The following is a 19,769-nucleotide window of genomic DNA, read 5'->3' on the forward strand; positions in this document are numbered from 1 at the left end:
TGCTCGATATCAAAAGGGAATAATAGCACAGAGTAAAGCAAAAGAGCTTGGAATAGACTTGATATATTTACCACCATATAGTCCAAATCTGAATTTGATAGAAAGGCTATGGAAATTTTTTAAAAAGAAAGTAATGAAAAACAAATACTATGAAGATTTCAAAACATTCAAAATTGCCATAGAAAAATTCTTTGAAAATTTTGACCAATAACATAATCAGTTATTAACCCTATTGAACTTTAAATTCGAAATTATTAAAGCAAATTAGTATATAATTAACATATGTTAAAATAATTAGATAAAAAAATCATTGAATCGTTTAACGAAACAATGATTTTTTTAAACAATGTTTTATATTATAAATCAAGAAGAAATTAATTTTTCCCAAATAATTTGGCAACATCCGCTTTTGTTAATACATCTGAAATTCCAGTTGCAGAAGAAAGTTTATTTGAACTCATAAATTGTAACGTAACTACTTTTTGCAAATTTCTAATGTAGTGCAACCAAACGAAATCATTTGGTAATTCCAATTTTATATCTGCTACTGGAGTTGCATTGAAACCTTTATTAATTAAGCTATAAAAGTTTTCAAAATCGCCATTAAGATCTTTGAAACTAAAACTACTAAATTCACCTGCATCTTCCGGTTCAGTATTTTTATAAACTAATTTGTATTCATTGCCTTCTTTTTGAATATATATATCGCTTGTTCCGTTTGTTCCTACACGACCTATTTTTTCAATTGGCACCGTTTCGATAACTTTGATTTGACTGTAGGAGATTGAAAAACTGAAAAATAAAATAGCAAGCATAAAAAATTTTCTCATGGTATATTTGGTTTAGTGATTACGTATTTTCAACTTCGAAAAGTAGGTTATATTTTTTTTTAAAATTTTTATAAATGTAACAAAAAAAGTTTTCCAAAAGAGATTTTTAAAATTAATTAAAAATTATTTTTCAATATGTTTTGCAAAACTGTATTTCAGCTTATCTTTTATGTTTCCATCTGTTATGTGTCCACAAATAAAATTCCGGTGCTTCATAAATTTGTTTTTCAACGCGGCTTATAAAATCGTCTGTGATTTGATAATCAGGAATTTCTCTAGCATTTTCAGAAAGTATTTCGAATGTAGCTTCATAATGACCTCGTTTTGTTTTTTTTGTTTTAAGAAACAAGATATTCATATCAAATTTTTTCGATAACATTTCCGCGCCTGTATGAACAGGAACTTCAATTCCCATAAATTTATTCCAATGAAAAGCAGCATGAATAATTGGCGATTGGTCACTCGCAAATCCATAAACACCTAATTTTTTATTGGTATAATTTAGTTCAATGGTTGGAGCAGTTTCTTTGGTGCTTATTAAAGTAGCTTTAAATTTTGAACGGATATCGCGAACCAATTTATCAAAATATCTATTATTTAAACGTTTGTAAATAGCATAACCTTCAAATCCAATATGTTGGTTCATTGAAATTACCCATTCATATGATGCATAATGTGCAATCATAATAGCAATACTTTTTTGTTTTTTTTCAAAATCTTGATATAAATCTATATTGGTAAATTTAAAACGTTTTTCCATTTCTTCTCTAGAAATGCTCATTGTTTTAATCATTTCCAAAAACATATCACACAAATGTCGATAAGATTTTTTTTCAATTAATAATCTTTCATCGTTACTTAAATTGGGTAAAGCCAACTGCAAATTTTCGCGAACTGTTTTTTTTCTATAACCAATAATGTGGTAAATAACCACAAAAACGCAATCTGAAAAAAAGTACAATAGTTTAAACGGTAATATGGAAATAAACCATAAAATGGGATAAACTACAATGTAAAGTAATAACTGCATTCAAATAAATTTTAGCAAATATACTTTATTTTAGGATTTTAATTGCTAGCTATTTTTAGTATATTTACTTTTTAATTTTTTTCTATGAATATATATTTAATTGCAATAATTGTTGCAAATGTACTTTTTAGTATTAAAGGCTTTTCAGATATTGCTTTTTTTAGAAAATATGAGTTTCATATGGGCAGTATTCGCGCTGGTGAACAGGTTAGAATGGTCTCTTCTGCTTTTTTGCATGCAGATTGGGCACATTTGTTTTTTAATATGTTTACGCTTTACATGTTTGCAACTGTTGTGATTGACAATTTAGGAAATTTTTCTTTTCTGTTGATATATATGGGTAGTTTAATTTGTGGTAGTTTGCTGACCATGGTTTTTCATAAGGATGAATATGGGTATAGAGCAGTTGGGGCTTCTGGGGCAGTTACAGGTATTTTGTATGCTGCTATTTTACTCAATCCAGATATGAGTTTGTATTTATATTTTATTCCAATCCCAATTCCAGCTTACATTTTTGGAATAGGTTATTTGCTATATTCTATTTATGGGATGAAAGCCAAGAATGACAACATTGGACATACAGCTCATTTTGGCGGTGCCATTGGTGGTTATGTAATTACTTTAATCAAAGAACCTCAAATGTTGACTGAAAATACGTTGATGGTAATTTTATTAGCCATTCCTATTATCTTATTGTTTATTTTGGAAAAAGCTGGTAAAATTTAATTTGGCATATTATTTGAATCATTACAATAAATAGTAAAACAATAAATATGAAAAATCTAGTATTAATTTTAATTAGTTTAATATCAATGATGAGCGAAGCACAAGAATCAAAAGTTGTAACTCCTATGATCAATGTTTCAGGAGAAGGAAAAATTTTTGCCACACCTGATGAAACTACAATTATAGTTTCAGTTGAAACCAAGGGTAAAAATTCAGCAGAAATCAAAAAAGCAAACGATCAAAAAATCGAAGCTGTTTTAAATTTTATTAAAAAGTCTAAAATTCCAACTTCCGATTTTAGAACACAACGAGTATCATTAAATCCACAATATGACTATGAAACTAAAAAGCACACATTCAATGCGTCTCAAACTATTGAAATTAATTTAAAAGATTTATCAAAATATGATGCTTTAATGGAAGGTTTGGTTGATGCAGGTATCAATCAAATTAAAAGTGTGGACTTTAAATCTTCCAAAATGATAACTTTGGAATCAGATGCTAGAAAACTCGCCATTCGAAATGCCAAAGCAAAAGCCGAAGATTACGTTTCGGTTTTGGGTCAAAAAGTAGGTAAAGCTATTGTCATTTCTGACAACACACAAACTTTTTATCCGCAGCCAATGTATGCACAACAAATGAAATCTATGGATATGGAGAGTCAACCTAGAGAAACACTTGCAGTGGGTGAAATAGCTATTGTTGCCAATGTAACTGTTAGTTTTTCGTTAGAATAATTCGATAAAAAATTTCATAAAAAAAACCTGTAAAAATTTTTACAGGTTTTTTCATGGGGAGAGCAGGATTACTCCGTTTCTCTCCGTGATCTTGTAAGGCGGTGCCTTACTAAAACTTTTAAAACGAATTTACTCTAAAGTTAACTTTCGGATAAATCCTTATTTAAAAGTTTGTGGGGAGAGCAGGATTCGAACCTGCGAAGTTCACACAGCAGATTTACAGTCTGCCCTCGTTGGCCGCTTGAGTATCTCCCCAAAAGCGTGTGCAAATATAAAATTGTTTTTTGTGTTTACAAATAAATAAACAACAATATTTAATCTTTAATTCACATAAATTTTTAAGTATTTGTTTATGAAGTAAATAAAAAAATCTCCCGACTAAAGGAGATTTCTTAAATATTATGTTTGGATAATTATTTTGCTAACAATTCAGCAACTTTAGCTTTTAATTCGGCTCCGCGAAGGTCTTTTGCAATAATATTTCCGTTGGCATCTAGCAAAAATGCTGCTGGTATGCTTTTTACATTGTATTGAATTGCTATAGGATCTTCCCAAAATTTCAAATTTGAAACTTGTGTCCATGCTAGTTTGTCTTTCGCAATAGCATCTTTCCATTTTGTAGCTTCACCATCTCTATCAAGTGAAACGCCAATTATATTTAACCCTTTTGCATGGAACTCGTTATAAAGTGCTACTAAATTTGGATTTTCTGCTCTACAAGGTGCACACCATGAAGCCCAAAAATCTATAATAGTTACTTTTCCTAAAGATTCTTTAAGGGAAACCAATTTTCCTTCAGGATTTTTTGCTGAAAAATCAGGAGCTTTTTGACCAACAGCCAATTTGTTTATAGCATCCAAACCTGTTTTAATGCTTTTTCCTGGCTTTGTCTCTTTCAAACTTGAATCTAAACCATCATAGAATTTTTTAATTTTATCAAATTTAGGAGCCATTTCATTAAGCATCCCTTCAATTAGTAAAACAGAAATAAATGATTTTGGGCTTTTTTCAATATAAGCATAATTTTCTGTTGTAAACTGCCCAGTGAAACCTTCTTGAATTTTTGCATATTCTTTTCTAAGATTATTTACTGTAACGGTATCCTTTTTTTCGTTTGCAGACTGCATTGCTGCCATATTTTGATTCTCGAAAGCAGCCATTTTTTTCTGCATAGTTTCTTGAATTTTGGTCATCTTTACATTGTAACTTTGAAATTCATCATTGTTGTATGTTCCAGATCTCTTTGCTTTTGCAATACTATCTTTATTGATGACAATTGTAATATTTCCATTTTCTAGAATAAATGGAACTTTACCATTTACATTTTCAACTTGAATTAAATGAATTTCAGGTTCTTTAGATTCTCCTTTAAAAGTAAATTTTCCTTTTTCAATTTTGGCAGTATCGACCGCAACTACACCAGTTGCTTTGTCTTGTTTTTCAAGAAATACTTTCGTACCATCTGTTAATCCATTAATTTCTCCCGAAACTTTGTAGCTGCTACTATTGCAAGATATAAACAATCCAGTTAGTGCAATTAAAATTATTTTTTTCATTATTTTAGTATATTAATTTTGGCAAAAGTAAAGTTTTTATATCAATTTTACAAAACCGATTTGCAAACTAATTTGGTTGAATCATTTCAATACTCATCATTTTTGATTTTTGTATCTTTGTATAATCTAAATACATAGAAATTTAACTCAAAATTTTAATAAATATAACCGAATGATTTCAAACAATAATTTATTTTCACCCAAGTCAAAATCCTTTAAAAATACCTTTTGTGTTTTTAATGAAATTAATGTGAAACAAATTGAAAATCTTGCATTGAGTTATAAAAGTGAGTCTGGAAGTCAATATTTTTATACTGAAATTGGAATGTATCGTTTTTCCAACCACTGGGGAAGGCTCGCCAATAGCAAATGGAGATTGATTGCTTTGGAACCCGAATCAACATCTAAAACAAAATTGGGCTTTGCAGATTGGACCCATTTTTATCCAGACAACAACCATGAACTGTTGTATTACCTTGAAGCTGATTTTATAAATAATACAATAACATATCAGCATAAAAGCAATCCAGATTATGATAAAAAAGCCATTTTAAGAACATCAGTAGAAACAACAAAACGAATCAAACAAGCAAGAAATATTTTGATATTATCCAATTGGGCAAAATATTTTGAATATAAAAATATTGATGAATTAAGATTTTCTATCATCAATGAACTCATTTTTTCTAATAAAACATTAGAAGAAATTAAAAAACAGTATATATAATGAGTAGAAATACAGAAAAAAACATCAAAAAGCACAACGATAAGCTCCATAAAGCGCAAGACAAAGTCAAAAAAGCCAAAGTGGATAGAGCGTCGCAACTCAAAGAAATCATCAAAAAATTCAATGAGCAAAATAAATAATTCTTTTAACTAAAAATTAATAATCGTTTCTATTTTTAAAGATGAAATAATAGTACTTTTATTTTTATGAATAATGAACATAAAAAAGGATTTTATTTCAAGCAATATGAAGCACCATTTCAGTCGCCTTTTGATAAACTTTTTGGTATTTTTAAAGAATTAATTACACATACTTCTGGTGATTTTGATGAAGCAATCAGTTGGTTGCGTGAGTTGGATGTAGAATATAAGCTGACTACACCAGAATATACGATTGATGATTTTATCGAAGATTTGAAGAAAAAAGGATATATCCGCGAAGAGTTTAAAGAGGATGGAACTTCTGGAGGAATAGGAATTACAGCCAAAACCGAAAGAGCTATTCGTCAAAGCGCTTTGGATCAAATTTTTGGAAATATCAAAAAATCGGCAACTGGAAATCATAAAACCAAATATGCTGGAAATGGCGATGAGCATACTGGCGAACTTCGGGAATTTCAATTTGGCGATGGATTAGAAAGAATATCATTGACCGAAAGCCTAAAAAACGCACAAATTAATAATGGTGTTGATGATTTTATGCTCACCGAGCAAGATTTGGTGGTAGAAGAAACACAATTCAAAGCCCAAATGAGTACCGTTTTAATGATAGATATTTCGCACAGTATGATTTTGTATGGCGAAGATAGAATAACGCCAGCCAAAAAAGTAGCTATGGCTTTGGCGGAATTAATTACCACTCGTTATCCAAAAGACACGCTCGATATTTTGGTTTTTGGTAACGATGCTTGGACTATTCCCATACGAGATTTACCTTATTTAAAAGTAGGTCCTTATCATACCAATACAGTTGCAGGATTACAATTGGCCATGGATTTACTTCGTAGAAAACGCAACACCAACAAGCAAATTTTCATGATTACCGATGGAAAACCAAGTTGTGTTCGAGAGAAAAATGGCGATTATTATATGAATAGTAATGGCTTGGACGAATATATTGTAGACAAATGCTATAACCAAGCGCAACAAGCTCGAAAATTGCATATTCCAATTACCACATTTATGATTGCAAACGACCCTTATTTACAGAAATTCGTGAATCGGTTTACCGAAGCCAATCAAGGAAAAGCATTTTATACAGGACTTAAAGGTCTTGGTGAAATGATTTTTGAAGATTATGAAACAAATAGGAAGAAAAGAGTGAAGTAGAAAAGAGAATCAAGAGAAAAGAATCAAGAGAAAAGAATCAAGAACATAGAAGTAAGATTTAAGAAAAAGTAGATTATATAAATTGATTTAATCTTTCAATCCTTAAATCTTAAAATTTTAAATACTAAAAATGACAAACATAAAAACTTTAGGAGAACTCAAAGCATCAGGATATAAAAGCCAACCAATTAAAAATGAATTGCGAAACAACCTTCGTGAAAAAATAAAATCAGGAAAACCAGTTTTTGAAGGTGTTCACGGATTCGAAAACACAGTAATTCCAGAATTGGAACGTGCTATTTTGTCTCGTCACAATATTAATTTACTGGGACTTCGTGGTCAAGCCAAAACAAGATTGGCACGCAAAATGATTGAATTATTAGACGAATATATTCCAGTAGTTGCTGGTTCAGAAATAAATGATGATCCGCTGAATCCGATTTCTCGTTTTGCGAAGGATTTAATTGCAGAAAAAGGAGATGCAACTCCCATTTCATGGATGCATAGAAATGATCGTTTTTTCGAAAAGCTCGCCACACCAGATGTTACAGTAGCTGATTTAATTGGAGATGTTGATCCTATAAAAGCATCCAACTTAAAATTATCCTATGCAGACGAACGAGTGATACACTTTGGGATGATTCCGCGTGCCAATCGTTGTATATTTGTTATCAATGAGTTGCCCGATTTGCAAGCCAGAATTCAAGTATCATTATTCAATATTTTGCAAGAAGGCGATATTCAAATTCGTGGTTTCAAATTAAGAATGCCACTAGATATGCAATTTGTATTTACAGCAAATCCTGAAGATTATACCAATCGTGGAAGTATTGTAACGCCGCTGAAAGATAGGATTGGATCTCAAATTTTGACCCATTATCCAGAAACTATCGAAATTGCAAGAACCATTACTCACCAAGAATCAAAATTAGATAAAATACAATCAGATTTGGTTTATGTGCCAGCATTGGCAAAAGATTTGTTGGAACAAATAAGCTTTGAAGCCCGCGAAAGCGAATATATTGATAATAAAAGTGGTGTTTCAGCTCGTTTGAGTATTACTGCTTACGAAAATTTGTTAAGCACCGCCGAAAGACGCGCTTTACTTTCAGGAGCAGATAAAACTGTATTGAGACTTTCGGATTTTATGGGAATTATTCCATCCATTACTGGAAAAGTAGAATTGGTTTATGAAGGAGAGCAGGAGGGAGCCGCTATTGTTGCTCAACATTTAATTGGCGATGCTATTCACACATTTTTTCCAGCTTATTTTCCAAAAATCGAAAAATTAGAACGTGCTGACGCTAAAACTGAATATACCGAATTGGTAGATTGGTTTTTTACCGAGAGTGGTTTCGAGTTGTTGGATGATTGCTCGGATGAAGATTATAGAGCCATCCTAGATGATGTAAAACCGTTGGAGAATTTAATTCAGAAATACCAGCCTAATTTACCGAAAGATGATGCCTATTTTATGAAAGAATTTATACTTTGGGCTTTGGTAGAATATGATAAATTAAGCAAAGATCGTTTTGAAAAAGGCTATCAGTTTAAAGATATTTATGGAAGCTATATTGGTAAATTGTAGTTTTTGAGCTGCAAAGTTTCAAACTCAAAAACTTTGAAACTTTGCAGCTCTGAAACTTTGAAACTTTTTAAAAATCAATTATGATCTGGTTTCAAATTAAACAAAGCGAAATTCTTAGTTTTTTTTGGATAGGCATCATAGGAAATATCGCTTGGATTTTCAATGGCGGTTTTTATTGTAATTTTATCTCCAATCTTAAAGTTGGAAGAAACCATTTTATAATCCAACAAATATTCTCCACAGAAGAAATTTCCTTTGTCATCTTTTTCAATTATTCCTGTAAAAAGTCCTTTTTTTTCTAATGATTTCATATTATATATTCAAATGTATTTTTGCAAAGTTAGCATAATTTTAGCAATTCATTTGCATTAGTTAATATCGTAATAGATTTTAAATTTCCAAAATATGAATTGTTATTACTGCTTTTTAAAGGTTATTCAAATTGATATTAAGCTTTAAATATTTTTAGTAACGCAAAATTACATTACAAGCATGATTAAATTTATCTAAAAAATAATGTTAAATAGATAATAATTGGCACAAATTTTCCAAACGTAATTTTGTCAAAAATGTTAAAATTCATTTTTATCTTTATAATTCTTTTATTTTTTCTCGGTGCTGTTCGCCCCACAAAGCCATCGAGTCTACTATATTTTTAGCAGAATATTATTTTTTATCAATTAATGAACTGGTCCAACAAAAAACAATTGTATTTTTTAAACACTTTGGTATCAGAATAAATAGAATTAAAATCATAAATTTCTTTTCCAGGTTCAAATTTTGCAGGTATTCTATTTGAATATCCCATTGAAGTAAAATTATAATAATCACATTCAAAAAGCATTAAACTGCACACTGCTTTTTGTTCTTTATTTTTAGATAATTGTAAAGCATTTTGATAATATTTTTTGGCTAAAGTCAAATAATAATAATTTCCTAAACTATATTTTTTTTGATTTTCAACTGAGTCACCATAAATATAATCGTTATAACTTCCAGCAGATTGCTCGTAACTAGTCATCATCCATGAGTTTCCATAACTTGAAACATTAAAATAAGCATTGGCGAGTTTCAAATAATCGGATGCAGTTTTTGAATCTCGCAATTGTATCATTTCGTTGACAAAATTGGATTTATTGAAATCATAATTGAATTTTCGGTTGACAGTACCATAATTCAATGCTTTAGGGAAAAATGGATTTTCGTTTAGATAATTTTTGAATTCATATGTTTTTTTCCAAAAATCTTTCGGCATCGATGCAAATGTTTTTTGAGCCAATTCTAAATCGTTGTTTCTGAAAGCAATTGTCCCTTTTAAATCTAGGTAAATATTGGTGTCTTTTGAAATATTTCCAGAACAAATATATCTTTCAAAGTTAGTCTTATTATTTTTTTGAGCCAAATCAATCAAAATATCAATATCTTTTGATTGTGCATTTCAATCGAAATATCCAATATATGAATAAAAATATTTGTAATTATTGTAAAAATTATAACTGTATTCACTATAATTATCTTGTTTATTTTTTGATTTCATAAATAACAATCCAGCAGTAGTAATGTCTTTTATTTTTAAATAATCTTGGCTCGCAATACCGTATAAGCTGTACATCGATTTAAAAAGTGTTGCATCTTCGGAAGCTGCATCTTCAACATCGTTAAAATAATTATACAATTTTTCTTGTGTTTCAACAGATTTTAGATCGTTTTGTTTCAGAGTAATTAAAGCCAATTGAACATTTTTTTGTGTTTGAATTGATGGATTAGCATTTGCTGAAATCGAATCTGTATAAATTTTTCCTTCTTCGATTTCATCATCAATAAAACACAACTGCGCAATTGCCGAGTTTAAGAAATCTTTTTGTTGACCATTCAACTTTGGTTCGATTCCAATTAGTAAAACTTTTAAATCTTGAATATATTTTAAATCTTTTTGTTCATTTTCCGCTCTTGCTTTTTCGTATTCAATTCTTGTTGCCTCATCATCATCATAATTATCTGAACGAGAATTATTTGAATATTTAGGTGTAAAAATCCAATCTTCTAATTTATTAACTTCACGTTGTATCAAAAAACTAAAAATATCATTTTCAGGAATTAAAATTGCTATTTCTTTCAGATTTTCGATTGTTGGTGCAGGATTATAAAACAATTCAATTGATTTAATAATTCCTTTTTCAGTATCATTTTTTGCAAATTCTAAAGTTTCGGTTACAAATTTTTCATCAAAATGCTGGATAGATGCATTTGCTTTATCATCAGAATTTAATAGAACTTGACTTAAATAATAATTTTTCAAAGCTTTATTTTCTAAACCAATTGCCATATAATATTTTGCCCATTCAGCAATAATTGTATTTGAATTATTTTTGAAATAAGTATTATACAAACCTTGAACTCCCGATGGGTTTTCTCCATAAAAACAAGCACGCAAATTCAAAAAAGCATAACGCTGTTTTAAAAAAGAATCTGTTTGTTTTAAAATTAAGTTGTCTAAATTTGGTTCGTTTTCAGAAAAATTTTCATTTATATTTTTGCCATAATAAACTTCAACTTTGTCCCAGTTTTCCCATTTTCCGACATTTTTATCGCCATATTCGAATTGTTTTGCTATCGAAATATATTTTAAAAAAGCTTTATTTTTTGGCAAATTTAAACTCAAAACAAATGAATTCCCTTTAAATCTTGAGATCAAACTATCTGAATCGATTGCATTTTGAAATTTTTCTGCTTCTGTTGAATATAATATTTGATATACATCTTTTAGATTTATATTTCCACCCAATTTTTTTACCCATTCTTGACAATTTATATCTTGATCTCGATGAGAAATTCTACCAGTTTCCATATATAAATCTGACGAATAAATATATTTATTTAACTTTATAAAACTTGGTAGTGAGGCACGAAAAAATGCTAAACGAGTTGTTTCGTAAGATTCTGACCAACCACAAGAAAAAATATTGTTTGGTAATAATAATACAATAAGCAGGCTAAAACTGCGAATAATAGTTTGAAATGTTTTGCGTTCCATAATCGTTAATATATTTTTTGTCGAATGAAAAGAAAGTTACTCTAGTTTTATTGTCAATTTTTATTTTGTCTGTCAAGGTAGAAATCATGTCTTCAAGTTCTGAATTGGAAATTTTTTCGATTCGAATTTCATCGCCGTTTCGCAAATACATATTTCCAACTCTAACATCATCTATCAGTATGAATCTATTGTCACCAGATTTTTTAAAAACAGATTCATCTTTTGTAAAATCAATATCATTTGACAAAATCCCTTTGAATTTATCACCTCGAAAAACCAATGACCAACTGTATAATGGCAAAGCTACATTGAGTTTTAGATTGTATTTGTTATGAACTATATATTTTTCTAAATCATTGTTTGTGCCAATTGAATTCTCGGTTTTGCGACTTTCTGGATTTGTCATATTATAACACATTAGCAAGCCAGAGTCTACTGGTGGAATACCCGTTTTTTCAAAATACTTGTATTGCCAAAGCCTAATTGTTGCTTCAATTTTGTAGTTAGGGAATTTGATTTTTATTTTTTGCAATAAATAAAAATAGTTCTCTTTAGACTTTTCGGACCAATCACAATCTATTAAAATGTCTTGAATATTTTTTTTCAGTTCGAGTTTTCGTTTGACAACAATTGGTTCAGTATCCATCATTTTTTTGTTCTCACCATTTTGTTTTTCATAATTTTCACTTACAATTTGATTGGCATAAGAACTGGCACTTTGTGTAAAATAGGCATCTGAAATTGCGAAAACTCGATTATAAATTCGGTTTGCCAAAGTATCCAATTGAACTTTAGTTGAGTTTAGAACAACATCATTAGTAATAAAAATACTTGGTGTAAATTGACAATTTGTTTTGTTAAAATAAATACTTTGGATTGATGCCAAGGGCTGCGCTTGCTTGCGGTATGGATTCCAATCGAGATCAAAATAGCGTACATAAAAATGTTTAAGTTTCAAATCATTGACTAAAGAATCTGATTTTTCATCAAATGATAAATTGGTTTTCCAAAAACAAAAAGATTGGATAACGTTGTGATTTTCGTGATGACAACTTGAGAATAGAATTTGAATTATTAATAAGGCTAGAAAATATCTCTTCATTATTATACGATGTTAATTACGTTTATGAAATTAGTGATTTTTTTTGATTGATATTAATTTTAATCTTAAAATCTTAAATTCTGTATGCAAATTATACAATTCTCAAATTAAATTGTATAAAGCATTTCTCCACCAATGGTACTAATTTTACACATATTAATTTAACAAAAATACATTATGAAAAACTTAATTTTAACTATGATTTTAGTTTCATCGGCAAACTTCATTCAGGCGCAGAGTACAAACAAACAGGTTGAGTCAACTACAACCATTAAAACTGTAAAAGATTCTGATGGCGAACACAAAACAGTAAAAAAAGAAGAAACCAAAGCTGTTCAAAATATCGAAATGAAAGCAGAAAGTCCTAATACTTTGAATATTGAAATGAAAGAAACGCCAGTTCAAAGTGTAACAACTACAAAAATTACAAATCCTGACGGAAGCACAAGAACTGTAGATACAGACAGATCTTCTTATTATGAATACGACGGAAAAAAATACCAAGTTGCACTTGACGCTTCTGGATATACAATGGTTGATCCAAGTACAAAAAAGACTGCTTTGTTGAGAAAAACTTCAACGAATAGCTACATTTATAGAAACAAAAATAAAATGGCTATTGGTTATTTTGATACAAATGGAAACTTGATTCTGGAAACCTACGACGATAAATCTGATAAAGTATCTACAGAAACCTATACAGTTGTGAAAAATTAAATTTAAAATAAGTTTTAAATTTCAAAGCCTGTTCATTAATTTAAACAGGTTTTTTTATTGATTGTGTAGAAATGATTGTCTATTTAATAGTGTTTCTTCGCTTTCTACATGATTATCATCAGGTACACAACAATCTACAGGGCAAACTGCGGCACATTGTGGTTCATCATGAAAGCCTTTGCATTCGGTACATTTGCCAGGGACAATATAGTAAATATCATCAGAAATTGGCGTTTGAGCAGCATCTGAATCAATTTCAGAACCATCCGGAAGTATAATTTTACCTTTAAGTTTGGTTCCATCTTTGTATCGCCAATCGTCTGCACCTTCATATATTGCAGTGTTCGGGCATTCTGACTCACAAGCGCCACAATTGATACATTCGTCTGTTATTATTATTGCCATTTTATTTTGAGATAAAAGAGTAAAGATAAAAGAGTAAAGATTTTAAAACGATTTGTTTAGAATAATTAAAATAGATTTAGAAATCGATCTATTTTCTTTATTCTATTTTCTTTATTCTATATCTAATATCTTATTTTTGCACAAAATTACAATCAAATCCTTTCATATACAAGTAAACAAATGTTACAAAACGAAATTAAAACAAGTTTTATAGAATTAGGGAAATTTTTAACTCAATTTTCCCTAGATAAATCTATTTTGGATAAAAATGTTTTGAATAATGATTTGTTTTTTGACGATTTTCTGGATTTGATAAAATTATCCCAATCTCACAATGGTTGGTATACGCCCGAAAATATTTTTTATTCGATTCAATCGTGGGCGACAGCTTTAACTGATGAAAATCTGGATATTTGGATTTCAAATTATGATTTTTCCAATTCTAATTCTAAAAACATAGGAATTATTCTCGCAGGAAATATACCGCTAGTTGGATTTCACGATTTTCTATCGGTTTTAATTTCGGGTCATAATGTAATGGTTAAAACATCGTCAAACGATCAACATTTATTACCTTTTTTAGCAAAATATTTAATTTCTGTAAATCCAGAATTTAGAAACCATATTACTTTCGTGGAAGGCAAATTAGAAAATTTTGATGCCGTAATTGCCACTGGAAGCAACAATACAGCTAGATATTTTGAATATTATTTTAAAAACAAACCTTCCATAATTAGAAAATCAAGAAATTCCGTAGCTGTTTTAAACGGATTAGAATCTCCAGCCCAAATGATTGCGCTTGGTGAAGATATTTTTAGGTATTTTGGTTTGGGTTGTCGAAGTGTTTCTAAATTATTTATTCCCAGAAATTATAATTTTGATTTGTTTTTCAACGGAATATTTTCCTATCAAGATGTCATCAAATATGAAAAATATGCCAATAATTATGATTATAACAAAGCAGTTTTCTTAATGAGCAATTTTAAATTGTTGGACAATGAGTTTCTAACCATTAAAGAAGATTCAAGCTATGCATCACCAATTGCATCTGTTTTTTATGAATATTATGATAATTTAGCTGATTTGAAAGAAAGATTAGAAAAAGATAATGATCAAATTCAATGCGTTGTATCTAATAATTTAATTGAAAATTCAGTAAATTTTGGACAAACACAAAAACCAAATCTTTGGGATTATGCAGATAATGTAGACACGATAAAATTTTTATTAGGCGTATAATTTTAATGATTTATTTACTACAACGTTTTTGTTGATAACATATAAATATAAATATCAAATAAAAGTAAAAATTTCAACCCTATTTCCGAAATTTGCTTTTCAATTATTTTACAATGAAAATACACAACTACAGTGCAGGGCCTTGTATATTACCTCAAGAGGTTTTTGACAAATCGGCTCAAGCCATTTTAAATTTCAACAATTCTGGACTTTCAATACTAGAAATTTCTCATCGTAGCAAAGATTTTGTAGCTGTTATGGATGAAGCTCGAAATTTGGCTTTGGAACTTTTGGATTTAAAAGATAAAGGTTATCAAGCACTTTTTATTTCTGGTGGCGCAAGTATGGAATTTTTGATGGCACCACAAAATCTAATGAAAATTAACGGAAAAGCAGCCTATCTTGATACTGGAACTTGGGCAAATAATGCTATCAGAGAAGCCAAAAACTTTGGAGAAACTATTGTTGTTGCTTCTTCTAAAGAGGAAAATTACAATTGGATACCTAAAAATTATACTATTCCTACAGATGCCAATTATTTTCATTGCACCAGCAACAATACCATTTTTGGTACACAAATGAAATCGTTTCCAAATACCAGTATTCCTGTGGTTTGCGATATGAGTTCCGATATTTTTTCACGAGTTTTAGATTTTACAAAATTTGATTTGATTTATGCAGGAGCACAGAAAAATATGGGACCAGCAGGAACAACATTGGTTGTTGTTAAAGAGGAAATTCTGAATAAATCGGGAAGAACCATTCCTAGTATTTTAGATTATGAAAAACATATCAAAGCAGAAAGTATGTATAATACGCCAGCTGTTTTTCCTATTTATGCTTCGTTATTAACAATGCAGTGGTTGAAAAATCTTGGTGGAATTCCTGCTATCGAAAAAATAAACAATGCAAAAGCTGCATTATTATATGAAGAAATTGACAGGAATCCATTATTCAAAGGAACTGCAAATAGTGAAGACAGAAGTATCATGAATGCCACTTTTGTTTTAGAAGACGAAAACCATACAGCAATTTTTGATAAAATGTGGAAAGAAATAGGCATTTCTGGATTAACTGGTCATAGATCAGTAGGCGGTTATAGAGCTTCCATGTACAATGCACTGCCATTGGAAAGTGTGGAAGTTTTGGTGGATGTAATGAAAGAGTTAGAAAATAAAATATAGTTTTTTGGTTATTTGTTGATTCGGTTATTCGATAACACGGATTAACAAATAGCCGATTAACCAAATCGACAAATAAAAAAAATGAAAATATTAGCAAACGATGGCATTTCTCAAACAGGCGTACAACTTTTAGAAAATGCAGGATTTGAAGTTATTACTACAAAAGTGGCGCAAGAGCAAATTGCCAATTATATCAATGCAAATAATGTAGCAGTACTTTTGGTTCGTAGTGCAACAAAAGTCAGAAAAGATATTATAGATAGTTGTGCATCTTTAAAAATAATAGGTCGTGGCGGCGTTGGAATGGATAATATAGATGTTGATTATGCGGTTTCAAAAGACATCCAAGTTATAAATACGCCAGCATCATCATCAAACTCTGTTGCAGAATTGGTATTTGCTCATTTATTTTCGGGAGTAAGATTTTTGTATGATTCCAACAGAAATATGCCACTTGAAGGAGATACTCGTTTCAACGATTTGAAAAAAGCATATGCAGATGGTATTGAACTTCGTGGTAAAACCATTGGAATTATTGGTTTTGGCCGCATTGGACAATCTGTAGCTAAAATGGCTTTAGGTTTAGGAATGAAAGTAATTGCGGCAGATAATTTTGTAGGCAAAGCAGACATTAGAGTACAATTTTACAATGGTCAATTTATAAATGTTGAAATTATTACCGAACCAGTAGAAGAATTGTTGAAACATGCCGATTTTATTTCGCTACATGTTCCTGCTCAAAAAGATTATATTATTGGAAAAGATGAATTTTCTATGATGAAAGATGGCGTTGGAATTGTTAATAGTTCTCGTGGTGGTATAATAAATGAGGTGGAACTCATTGCTGCTCTTGATTCTAAAAAAGTATTATTTGCAGGATTAGATGTTTTTGAAAATGAACCAACTCCTGCTGTTCAAATATTAATGCATCCGCAAGTTTCTCTTACTCCGCATATTGGAGCAGCAACTCTGGAAGCTCAAGACAGGATAAGTATTGAGTTGGCGGAGCAAATAATAGGTTTATTAAAATCGGAAATATAAAAATTATCCATACATTTATATATTAATAACTTAAAACAAAAATATATAATGGCTGGATTAATGGATTTATTAAATAGTGATTTGGGCAAACAAATTATTTCTGGTGTTGCTGGAAAAGTAGGTACAACTGAAGGCGAAACTTCCTCTGTTTTATCTTCTGTTTTGCCAGCATTGGTTGGTGGAATGCAAAATAACGCAACCACATCTGAAGGACAAAGTGGATTACTAGGTGCACTTTTGGGAGGAAAACATGATGGTAGTATTTTAGATAATTTATCAGGCTTTTTAGGCAACGATGATGATTCAGATGGTGGCAATATTCTAGGTCATGTACTTGGAGGAAACCAGCAAAATGTTCAAAATCAAGTGAGTCAATCTACTGGTGTTAGTTCAGATAAAATTGCTATGATAATGAAAATCGCTGCACCAATACTTATGGGATATTTGGCTAAAAAAGCCATGGGAAGTGGTTTAAATCAACAGGGTCAAACTGCCGATGGTGGTGGACTTGGTGGATTGCTCGGAGGATTGCTTGGCGGTCAGTCGCAACAGCAAGCTTCAGCTCAATCCAGCGGCGGAAATGTATTAACCTCAGTACTTGATCAAGATGGCGATGGACAAATTGGCATTGGAGATGCAATGGCAGTAGCCACCAAAAAAGGTGGTTTGGGTGGTTTATTTGGTAGCCTTTTTGGCAAAAAATAGACTTCTTTTGAAATTATATAATTTTTATAAAATATATTATGAAATCCTTTTTTATAGTATTCGTTATAATGCTGAGTATTATTAGTTGCAAAACTAAAAGTATAGATAGTCAAATCAATTCAAAAAGCGTCGTTGGCGATACCATAAAAATTGCCAATGAAGCTTTGGAATATGAAGTAATTATTATTGATCCAGGTTTTAGCAATTGGTTGAATAGTCGCGCATTTCCAAGAAATTATCATTCAGAATCGTTTTTAGAAAACAAAAATCAGTTTTATGTTTCAGAGTGGAATAGGAGAGTTTTAGATACTAGATATGACAGGAATTTATATGAAATGCAAATCGATTATAACAATACAATTCATTATGGTTATGAAGTAAATTATTTGATTTACAATTATATGATTTATTTTCAAAATACTTTCAAACAGCAATTATTTGGTTATGTTCCTACAAGATAAGTTTTTATCTTTGTAAAATATTTTTTTAATGGAAAAACTAAAAAAACGTTGGGGAATAACTTCGAATTTTCAATTGGCAATTGTATTTATGGTATTTGCATTCACAGGATCGTCATCTGTTTATGTGACATCTCCAATTTTTGAGTATGTTGGAATTACAAAATCAAATTTAAATATTATTATTTATTATATTTTAAAACTCATACTTGTATTTCCTGTATATCAAATCCTACTTCTTTTCTTCGGATTTGTATTTGGCCAATTTAAATTTTTCTGGAATTTTGAAAAGAAAATGCTAACAGGATTAGGTTTAGCATTTATATTTAAAAAATAAAGCTCCCAATAAATTGAGAGCTTTGTTTTTTTTAGCCGATGACAAATAAATTAATTCATCAAATCGCTATCTTCCAGATTTTTATCGCTAATTTTATTGTTATGCAATTTCACTGGATTTTTACTTTTCTTCATTTTCAAATTTAAAAATTCGACAAATAATGAGAAGAAAATAGAGAAATATAAATATCCTTTTGGAATACTATTCACTTCCTCGCCACCAAGAAATTTGAAGTGTGCCAAATGAGAACCTTCCGCCAAAAGCATGACGCCAATTAATATTAAAAATGACAATCCAAGTATTTGAATTGTTGGATGATTGTTCACAAATTTGCTCACAGGTCCAGCAAAAATCATCATAATTACTACAGAAATTACAATAGACAATATCATAATTCCCAAAGCACCTTCATAGCCAAATCCGCCTTGAGCAGGCTCTTTCATGCTAATTAATCCAACGGCTGTCAGAATACTATCAAACGAAAAAACCAAATTTAAAAGTGATATTTGAATAATTGCAGACGATAATGTATTGCTTGCTTTTCCTTTTTCAGAATCTTCTTCGCCTTCCAATTTATGATGAATTTCTGTAACCGATTTGTACAATAAAAATAAACCACCACCAAAAATAATCAAGCTCTGACCATTGATATAGGCATCAAAAATACTCAAATGTATTTCAAACAAAGTGTCTTGAAGGCTTAAAACCCAAGTAATTCCAAATAGCAAAATGATTCTGAAACCCATGGCAAGCAGCAATCCAATTCTTCTGGCTTTTGGTTGATCTTCCGGTTTCAATTTTCCTGAAACAATTGATAGAAAAACAATGTTATCTATTCCAAGAATAATTTCCAGAAAAGTTAAGGTTAGTAATGCAATCCAAGCATCAGGGTTCGATAATAATTCCATTTTTAAAGTTTAATTTAAGTGTTTAAAGTAGTTGTACGAAATTAATCTAATTTTGTTACAATACCTTTCTGTTTTTTGTCTTCTCCAACAAAAGAATATTCAAAAGTGTAGGTTTTT

General features: G+C 30.1%; 22 protein-coding genes, 1 tRNA gene and 1 pseudogene. 14 read left to right on the forward strand and 10 right to left on the reverse strand.

The window, feature by feature from the left end; genetic code table 11:
• Positions 1–181 (forward strand): annotated as a pseudogene (locus tag RMN92_RS14575) (transposase); the annotation flags it as partial.
• Between the two features lie 193 nt (positions 182–374).
• Here the strand turns inward: RMN92_RS14575 and RMN92_RS11345 are convergent.
• Together RMN92_RS11345 and RMN92_RS11350 are read right to left on the reverse strand one after the other, a co-directional pair.
• Positions 375–830, reverse strand: a complete 456-nt coding sequence (locus RMN92_RS11345) for a hypothetical protein (protein WP_309609559.1) — start codon at positions 828–830, stop codon at positions 375–377.
• A gap of 160 nt (positions 831–990) precedes the next feature.
• Complete coding sequence (locus RMN92_RS11350; protein ID WP_309609560.1) at positions 991–1,860, reverse strand: lysophospholipid acyltransferase family protein; 870 nt, start codon at positions 1,858–1,860, stop codon at positions 991–993.
• Positions 1,861–1,944: 84 nt separating this feature from the next.
• Here RMN92_RS11350 and RMN92_RS11355 point away from each other — a divergent pair, with 84 nt between their 5' ends.
• On the forward strand, positions 1,945–2,586 hold the full coding sequence (locus RMN92_RS11355; RefSeq protein ID WP_309609561.1) for a rhomboid family intramembrane serine protease: 642 nt from the start codon (positions 1,945–1,947) through the stop codon (positions 2,584–2,586).
• Positions 2,587–2,633: 47 nt separating this feature from the next.
• Positions 2,634–3,323 (forward strand): SIMPL domain-containing protein, encoded by a 690-nt coding sequence (locus RMN92_RS11360; protein WP_309609562.1) that lies wholly within the window; start codon positions 2,634–2,636, stop codon positions 3,321–3,323.
• A 174-nt stretch (positions 3,324–3,497) separates the two neighbouring features.
• Here RMN92_RS11360 and RMN92_RS11365 read toward each other — a convergent pair.
• Together RMN92_RS11365 and RMN92_RS11370 are read right to left on the reverse strand one after the other, a co-directional pair.
• Positions 3,498–3,578 (reverse strand) — tRNA-Tyr (locus tag RMN92_RS11365).
• A gap of 158 nt (positions 3,579–3,736) precedes the next feature.
• Positions 3,737–4,879 (reverse strand): TlpA disulfide reductase family protein, encoded by a 1,143-nt coding sequence (locus tag RMN92_RS11370; RefSeq protein WP_309609563.1) that lies wholly within the window; start codon positions 4,877–4,879, stop codon positions 3,737–3,739.
• Positions 4,880–5,051: 172 nt separating this feature from the next.
• Here RMN92_RS11370 and RMN92_RS11375 point away from each other — a divergent pair, with 172 nt between their 5' ends.
• The 4 genes from RMN92_RS11375 (at position 5,052) to RMN92_RS11390 (ending at position 8,522) form a co-directional block, all read left to right on the forward strand.
• Positions 5,052–5,606, forward strand: a complete 555-nt coding sequence (locus RMN92_RS11375) for a hypothetical protein (RefSeq protein WP_309609564.1) — start codon at positions 5,052–5,054, stop codon at positions 5,604–5,606.
• Positions 5,606–5,746 (forward strand): hypothetical protein, encoded by a 141-nt coding sequence (locus RMN92_RS11380; protein WP_309609565.1) that lies wholly within the window; start codon positions 5,606–5,608, stop codon positions 5,744–5,746. Before RMN92_RS11375 ends, RMN92_RS11380 begins: the two co-directional genes overlap by 1 nt.
• A 66-nt stretch (positions 5,747–5,812) precedes the next feature.
• Entirely contained in the window at positions 5,813–6,934 is a 1,122-nt protein-coding gene (locus RMN92_RS11385) for a VWA domain-containing protein (RefSeq protein WP_309609566.1), read from the forward strand.
• Positions 6,935–7,064: 130 nt separating this feature from the next.
• The gene (locus RMN92_RS11390; protein WP_309609567.1) at positions 7,065–8,522 is read left to right on the forward strand and encodes an AAA family ATPase; all 1,458 of its coding nucleotides are present in this window, start codon (positions 7,065–7,067) and stop codon (positions 8,520–8,522) included.
• Between the two features lie 74 nt (positions 8,523–8,596).
• On the opposite strand, the gene RMN92_RS11395 is transcribed toward RMN92_RS11390, so the two are convergent.
• The 4 genes from RMN92_RS11395 to RMN92_RS11410 form a co-directional block, all read right to left on the reverse strand.
• Complete coding sequence (locus RMN92_RS11395) at positions 8,597–8,833, reverse strand: hypothetical protein (RefSeq protein ID WP_309609568.1); 237 nt, start codon at positions 8,831–8,833, stop codon at positions 8,597–8,599.
• Between the two features lie 365 nt (positions 8,834–9,198).
• Entirely contained in the window at positions 9,199–9,933 is a 735-nt protein-coding gene (locus RMN92_RS11400; protein ID WP_309609569.1) for a hypothetical protein, read from the reverse strand.
• A 27-nt stretch (positions 9,934–9,960) separates the two neighbouring features.
• A complete protein-coding gene (locus RMN92_RS11405; protein WP_309609570.1) occupies positions 9,961–11,556 on the reverse strand; it encodes a hypothetical protein in 1,596 nt (531 codons plus the stop codon).
• Positions 11,516–12,658 (reverse strand): hypothetical protein, encoded by a 1,143-nt coding sequence (locus RMN92_RS11410; RefSeq protein WP_309609571.1) that lies wholly within the window; start codon positions 12,656–12,658, stop codon positions 11,516–11,518. The genes RMN92_RS11405 and RMN92_RS11410 overlap by 41 nt, the downstream gene beginning before the upstream one ends.
• A 177-nt stretch (positions 12,659–12,835) precedes the next feature.
• Here RMN92_RS11410 and RMN92_RS11415 point away from each other — a divergent pair, with 177 nt between their 5' ends.
• Complete coding sequence (locus tag RMN92_RS11415) at positions 12,836–13,375, forward strand: hypothetical protein (protein ID WP_309609572.1); 540 nt, start codon at positions 12,836–12,838, stop codon at positions 13,373–13,375.
• A gap of 54 nt (positions 13,376–13,429) precedes the next feature.
• Here the strand turns inward: RMN92_RS11415 and RMN92_RS11420 are convergent, their stop codons facing one another.
• The gene (locus RMN92_RS11420; protein ID WP_309609573.1) at positions 13,430–13,780 is read right to left on the reverse strand and encodes a 4Fe-4S dicluster domain-containing protein; all 351 of its coding nucleotides are present in this window, start codon (positions 13,778–13,780) and stop codon (positions 13,430–13,432) included.
• Positions 13,781–13,960: 180 nt separating this feature from the next.
• On the opposite strand from RMN92_RS11420, the gene RMN92_RS11425 reads away from it, so the two are divergent.
• From RMN92_RS11425 to RMN92_RS11450, 6 genes are all read left to right on the forward strand, one after another.
• Entirely contained in the window at positions 13,961–15,019 is a 1,059-nt protein-coding gene (locus tag RMN92_RS11425) for an acyl-CoA reductase (protein WP_309609574.1), read from the forward strand.
• 113 nt (positions 15,020–15,132) lie between these two features.
• On the forward strand, positions 15,133–16,203 hold the full coding sequence (gene serC, locus RMN92_RS11430) for a 3-phosphoserine/phosphohydroxythreonine transaminase (protein ID WP_309609575.1): 1,071 nt from the start codon (positions 15,133–15,135) through the stop codon (positions 16,201–16,203).
• A gap of 81 nt (positions 16,204–16,284) precedes the next feature.
• A complete protein-coding gene (locus RMN92_RS11435) occupies positions 16,285–17,244 on the forward strand; it encodes a D-2-hydroxyacid dehydrogenase (RefSeq protein WP_309609576.1) in 960 nt (319 codons plus the stop codon).
• A gap of 48 nt (positions 17,245–17,292) precedes the next feature.
• On the forward strand, positions 17,293–17,949 hold the full coding sequence (locus tag RMN92_RS11440) for a DUF937 domain-containing protein (RefSeq protein WP_309609577.1): 657 nt from the start codon (positions 17,293–17,295) through the stop codon (positions 17,947–17,949).
• Positions 17,950–17,987: 38 nt separating this feature from the next.
• Positions 17,988–18,410, forward strand: a complete 423-nt coding sequence (locus RMN92_RS11445) for a DUF6146 family protein (RefSeq protein WP_309609578.1) — start codon at positions 17,988–17,990, stop codon at positions 18,408–18,410.
• A 28-nt stretch (positions 18,411–18,438) separates the two neighbouring features.
• Positions 18,439–18,744: a DUF6787 family protein gene (locus tag RMN92_RS11450; protein WP_309609579.1), complete on the forward strand. Its 306-nt coding sequence runs from the start codon at positions 18,439–18,441 to the stop codon at positions 18,742–18,744.
• 50 nt (positions 18,745–18,794) lie between these two features.
• On the opposite strand, the gene RMN92_RS11455 is transcribed toward RMN92_RS11450, so the two are convergent.
• Positions 18,795–19,652, reverse strand: a complete 858-nt coding sequence (locus RMN92_RS11455; RefSeq protein ID WP_309609580.1) for a TerC family protein — start codon at positions 19,650–19,652, stop codon at positions 18,795–18,797.
• Positions 19,653–19,769: the final 117 nt, after the last annotated feature.

Source organism: Flavobacterium sp. (assembly GCF_031363805.1).
Taxonomy (GTDB): domain Bacteria; phylum Bacteroidota; class Bacteroidia; order Flavobacteriales; family Flavobacteriaceae; genus Flavobacterium.